This is a genomic window from Pseudomonas sp. TJI-51, from assembly GCF_000190455.2.
Lineage (GTDB): Bacteria > Pseudomonadota > Gammaproteobacteria > Pseudomonadales > Pseudomonadaceae > Aquipseudomonas > Aquipseudomonas juntendi.
The window spans coordinates 11662-15382 of record NZ_AEWE02000056.1 but is presented as its reverse complement, the minus strand read 5'-3'; the positions used below and the strand labels follow the sequence as shown (position 1 = coordinate 15382).

The 3721-nt window shown below is 61.9% G+C and carries 5 protein-coding genes; 3 read left to right on the top strand and 2 right to left on the bottom strand.

Annotated features, from left to right (window positions below; translation table 11 throughout):
- The first annotated feature begins 142 nt into the window (after window positions 1-142).
- Both G1E_RS13170 and G1E_RS13165 read left to right on the top strand, forming a co-directional pair.
- Window positions 143-619, top strand: coding sequence for a nuclear transport factor 2 family protein (locus G1E_RS13170; RefSeq protein WP_009687048.1), 477 nt, complete (start codon window positions 143-145; stop codon window positions 617-619).
- Window positions 612-902 carry a GIY-YIG nuclease family protein gene (locus tag G1E_RS13165; RefSeq protein WP_009687047.1) on the top strand — a complete coding sequence of 97 codons (291 nt, stop codon included), beginning with the start codon at window positions 612-614 and terminating at the stop codon, window positions 900-902. Before G1E_RS13170 ends, G1E_RS13165 begins: the two co-directional genes overlap by 8 nt.
- 96 nt (window positions 903-998) lie before the next feature.
- On the opposite strand, the gene yejK is transcribed toward G1E_RS13165, so the two are convergent.
- Window positions 999-2006 carry a nucleoid-associated protein YejK gene (yejK, locus tag G1E_RS13160; RefSeq protein ID WP_009687046.1) on the bottom strand — a complete coding sequence of 336 codons (1008 nt, stop codon included), beginning with the start codon at window positions 2004-2006 and terminating at the stop codon, window positions 999-1001.
- 370 nt (window positions 2007-2376) lie between these two features.
- Here yejK and G1E_RS13155 point away from each other — a divergent pair, with 370 nt between their 5' ends.
- Entirely contained in the window at window positions 2377-2658 is a 282-nt protein-coding gene (locus G1E_RS13155) for an HU family DNA-binding protein (RefSeq protein WP_003255106.1), read from the top strand.
- Window positions 2659-2708: 50 nt separating this feature from the next.
- On the opposite strand, the gene rlmF is transcribed toward G1E_RS13155, so the two are convergent.
- Window positions 2709-3659, bottom strand: coding sequence for a 23S rRNA (adenine(1618)-N(6))-methyltransferase RlmF (gene rlmF, locus G1E_RS13150; RefSeq protein WP_009687045.1), 951 nt, complete (start codon window positions 3657-3659; stop codon window positions 2709-2711).
- Window positions 3660-3721: the final 62 nt, after the last annotated feature.

The following is a 3721-nucleotide window of genomic DNA, read 5'->3' as shown; positions in this document are numbered from 1 at the left end:
CGTAGGAGCGAGCGCAGCTCGCGATTGCGCCGCGCGGGCGGCGCTCGATCTCACAGGCGCTGAAGATGCTGCGGCGGAAGCTGGCATAAGCAACCGGGTCAGATTATCGTGCTGCTTTCGACCCCAGGATGGACCAGCCCCCATGAGTGACGCCCACCGCAATTTGATTACGCGCTTCTACCAGGCCTTCCAGCGCCTGGACGCCGAGGCAATGATCGCCTGCTACAGCGACGATATCGTTTTCAGCGATCCGGTTTTCGGTACGCTGCGTGGCAAGGACGCGGGCGACATGTGGCGCATGCTGACCACGCGCGCCAAAGACTTCACCCTCACCTTCGACAGCGTACGCGCCGACGAGCGCAGCGGTGCCGCACACTGGGTGGCGACCTACCTGTTCAGCCAGACGGGGCGGGTGGTGGTCAATGATATCCAGGCACGCTTCATCATCCGCGATGGCTTGATCTGCCAGCACGACGATACGTTCGACCTGTGGCGCTGGTCGCGGCAGGCGTTGGGCATGCCAGGGGTATTGCTGGGTTGGTCGCCGCTGGTGCAGAACAAGGTTCGCGCACAGGCCTTCAAGGGGTTGCGCGCGTTCCAGCAGGCCCAGGGTGTGTGAAGCTGCCCCTGCAGGCGTTGGCAAGCCTTGGTATGTCTACCTGGTCAGGGCGGCCAACGGTTCGTTGTATTGCGGGGTCAGTGATGACCCGCAGCGGCGTTTTCTGGCCCATCAGAAAGGGCGGGGGGCACGGTACTTCAAGACCAGCCCGGCACAGGCGCTGGTGTATGTCGAGCAATGGCCGGACAAGGGCGAGGCATTGCGCCAGGAGCGGTTGGTGAAACGGCTGCGCAAGTCGGCGAAAGAGGCGCTGGTGGCGGCTTACCTGGTGGGTTCGGCTTGAGGGTGCCGGGGCCGCTTTGCGGCCCATCGCGATGCAAGGCCGCGCCTACAGGAGGTCGCGATGCTTGCAGGAGCAGGTCGCGCGGCCCATGGGCCGTCAGTCCTTGCGTCGCTTCAGCTGGTCCACCAGGGTGGTCGGCAGCCCCTTGATGATCAGGGTGCCGGCGGCCTCGTCATACTCCACCTTGTCGCCCAGCAGGTGCGCCTCGAAGCTGATCGACAGCCCTTCGGCACGCCCGGTAAAGCGACGGAACTGGTTGAGGGTGCGTTTATCCGCCGGAATCTCCGGCGACAAGCCGTAGTCCTTGTTGCGGATATGGTCGTAGAACGCCTTGGGCCGGTCTTCGTCGATCAGGCTGGACAGCTCTTCCAGCGTCACCGGTTCACCCAGTTTGGTCTGGGTAGTGGCGTACTCGACCAGCGTCTGGGTCTTTTCGCGGGCGGATGCTTCCGGCAAGTCTTCGCTCTCGACGAAGTCGCTGAAAGCCTTGAGCAGGGTGCGGGTTTCACCCGGGCCGTCGACACCTTCCTGGCAGCCAATGAAATCGCGGAAATAGTCCGAGACTTTCTTGCCGTTCTTGCCCTTGATGAACGAGATGTACTGCTTGGAGTTCTGGTTGTTCTTCCACTCGGACAGGTTGATGCGCGCCGCCAGGTGCAACTGGCCAAGGTCAAGGTGACGGGATGGGGTGACGTCGAGTTCGGCATTCACCGCCACGCCTTCACTGTGGTGCAGCAGGGCGATGGCCAGGTATTCGGTCATGCCCTGTTGGTAATGGGCAAACAGCACGTGACCGCCGGTGGACAGGTTGGACTCCTCCATCAGCTTCTGCAGGTGTTCCACGGCCTGGCGGCTGAAGGCGGTAAAGTCTGTGTCGCCTTCCAGGTACTGTTTCAGCCAGCCGCTGAGCGGGTAGGCCCCCGACTCGCCGTGGAAGAAGCCCCAGGCCTTGCCTTGCTTGGCGTTGTAGCTGTCGTTCAGGTCTGCCAGCAGGTTTTCGATGGCGTCGGAAGCCGCCAATTCGCTATCGCGGGCGTGCAGCACGGCGGGGCTGCCATCAGGCTTCTTGTCGATCAGGTGAACGATGCAATGACGGATAGGCATGAAATTCTCGGCGAGCTGCAAAAGTCGCCAAGTTTAACCCAGACACCCAGTGGTGCAGTGGCCGGATGTTGGCCGAAATGCCGGTTGTTCGTTTTTTGTTCATTTTTGTACGTTTAAAGCCAAAACCCCTGAAAAACCTGCATTTAATCGAAGTACGCTGCGGATATTTATCCACTCCTGTGGTAGCTTTGCGCGGTCTTGCGCCCCACGCGTGGCGCATTGCCGGCAGCGCGCTGCCGTCGTGTCGAACCAAACGCCGATTTGAGTATCTACATACCCAATTGGCGCGGCCCTCCACTACAAGGGGCTGGCCCGATAACGTCGTCGTTCGCTGCATAACCATCGAATTTGATAGGGAAGGAACACCACCATGGCATTGACCAAAGACCAACTGATTGCCGACATCGCCGAGTCGATCGCCGCGCCGAAAGCCACCGCCAAGAACGCACTGGAGCAACTGGGCCAGATCGTTGCTGACCAGCTGGAAAACGGCGCTGAAATCACCCTGCCAGGTATCGGCAAGCTGAAAGTCTCGGAGCGTCCTGCCCGCACTGGCCGCAACCCTTCGACTGGCGCTGCCATCGAAATCGCTGCCAAGAAAGTCGTCAAGTTCGTGCCAGCCAAAGTGCTGACCGACGCTATCAACAAGTAATTGTTGCTGCTTTGACGAAACCGCGCCCGGCTTGTCCGGGCGCGGTTTTTTCATGCCTGTGATCGGCCCTGGGCGTACCAGCCCTGGCGTGCCGCTTCGTCGTGGAAGCTCCAGGCAACCATGCGGCTCTGCTTCTGGCCCTGGCCCATTTCGACGACACGTACGGCCTTGGCACCGGCCTTCTTCAGTGCAGCCTCTATGCCCGGCAGGTTGCTGGCCTTTGACACCAGGCTGGTGAACCACAACACGCTGCCGGCGTACTGCACGCTTTCGCTCACCAGTTGGGTGACAAAGCGGATTTCGCCACCCTCGCACCACAATTCATTGTTCTGGCCACCAAAGTTCAACAGCGGCAGCGTGCGTTTGGGGTCCTGCTTGCCCAGGTTCTTCCACTTGCGTTGGCTACCGCGGGTGGCTTCGTCGCGGGAGGCGTGAAAGGGTGGGTTGCACAGGGTCAGGTCGAAACGCTCCTCTGGCTGCAACAGACCGCTGAGGATATGGCCCCGGTTCGCCTGCTGGCGCAGGGCAATGGCCTTGCCCAGGCCGTTGGCCTGGACGATGGCCTTGGCCGAGGCCAGGGCTACCGGGTCGATATCCGAGCCGAGAAAGCGCCAGCGGTAGTCGCTGTGGCCCAGCAGCGGGTAAATGCAGTTGGCACCCACGCCGATGTCCAGCGCGCGTACCTGGGCGCCCTTGGGAATTTCCCCCGCGTTGTCCGTGGCCAGCAAGTCCGCGGCTACGTGGATGTAGTCGGCGCGGCCGGGAATGGGCGGGCACAGGTAGTCGGCGGGGATATCCCAGTGCTGGATGCCGTATTGGGCCTTGAGCAGGGCACGGTTGAATACCCTAACGGCTTCGGGGTTGGCGAAGTCGATGCTGGGTTTGCCGTGGGGGTTGGTAATGGTGAAGCGGGCCAGGTCAGGGTGGGCCTTGATCAGGCTGGGGAAGTCGTAGCGCCCCTGGTGCCGGTTGCGCGGGTGCAGGGTAGGTTTGTCGGTCATGGCGGGGTCCGGTGTTGCAGGCCTTGGGGCTGCTCTGCAGCCCTATCGCGACACAAGGCCGC

Bases quoted from the DNA above. Each gene is read 5' to 3' on its own strand.
- G1E_RS13170 (WP_009687048.1), top strand. From the start codon at position 143: ATGAGTGACGCCCACCGCAATTTGATTACGCGCTTCTACCAGGCCTTC.
- yejK (WP_009687046.1), bottom strand. From the start codon at position 2,006: ATGCCTATCCGTCATTGCATCGTTCACCTGATCGACAAGAAGCCTGAT.
- G1E_RS13155 (WP_003255106.1), top strand. From the start codon at position 2,377: ATGGCATTGACCAAAGACCAACTGATTGCCGACATCGCCGAGTCGATC.
- rlmF (WP_009687045.1), bottom strand. From the start codon at position 3,659: ATGACCGACAAACCTACCCTGCACCCGCGCAACCGGCACCAGGGGCGC.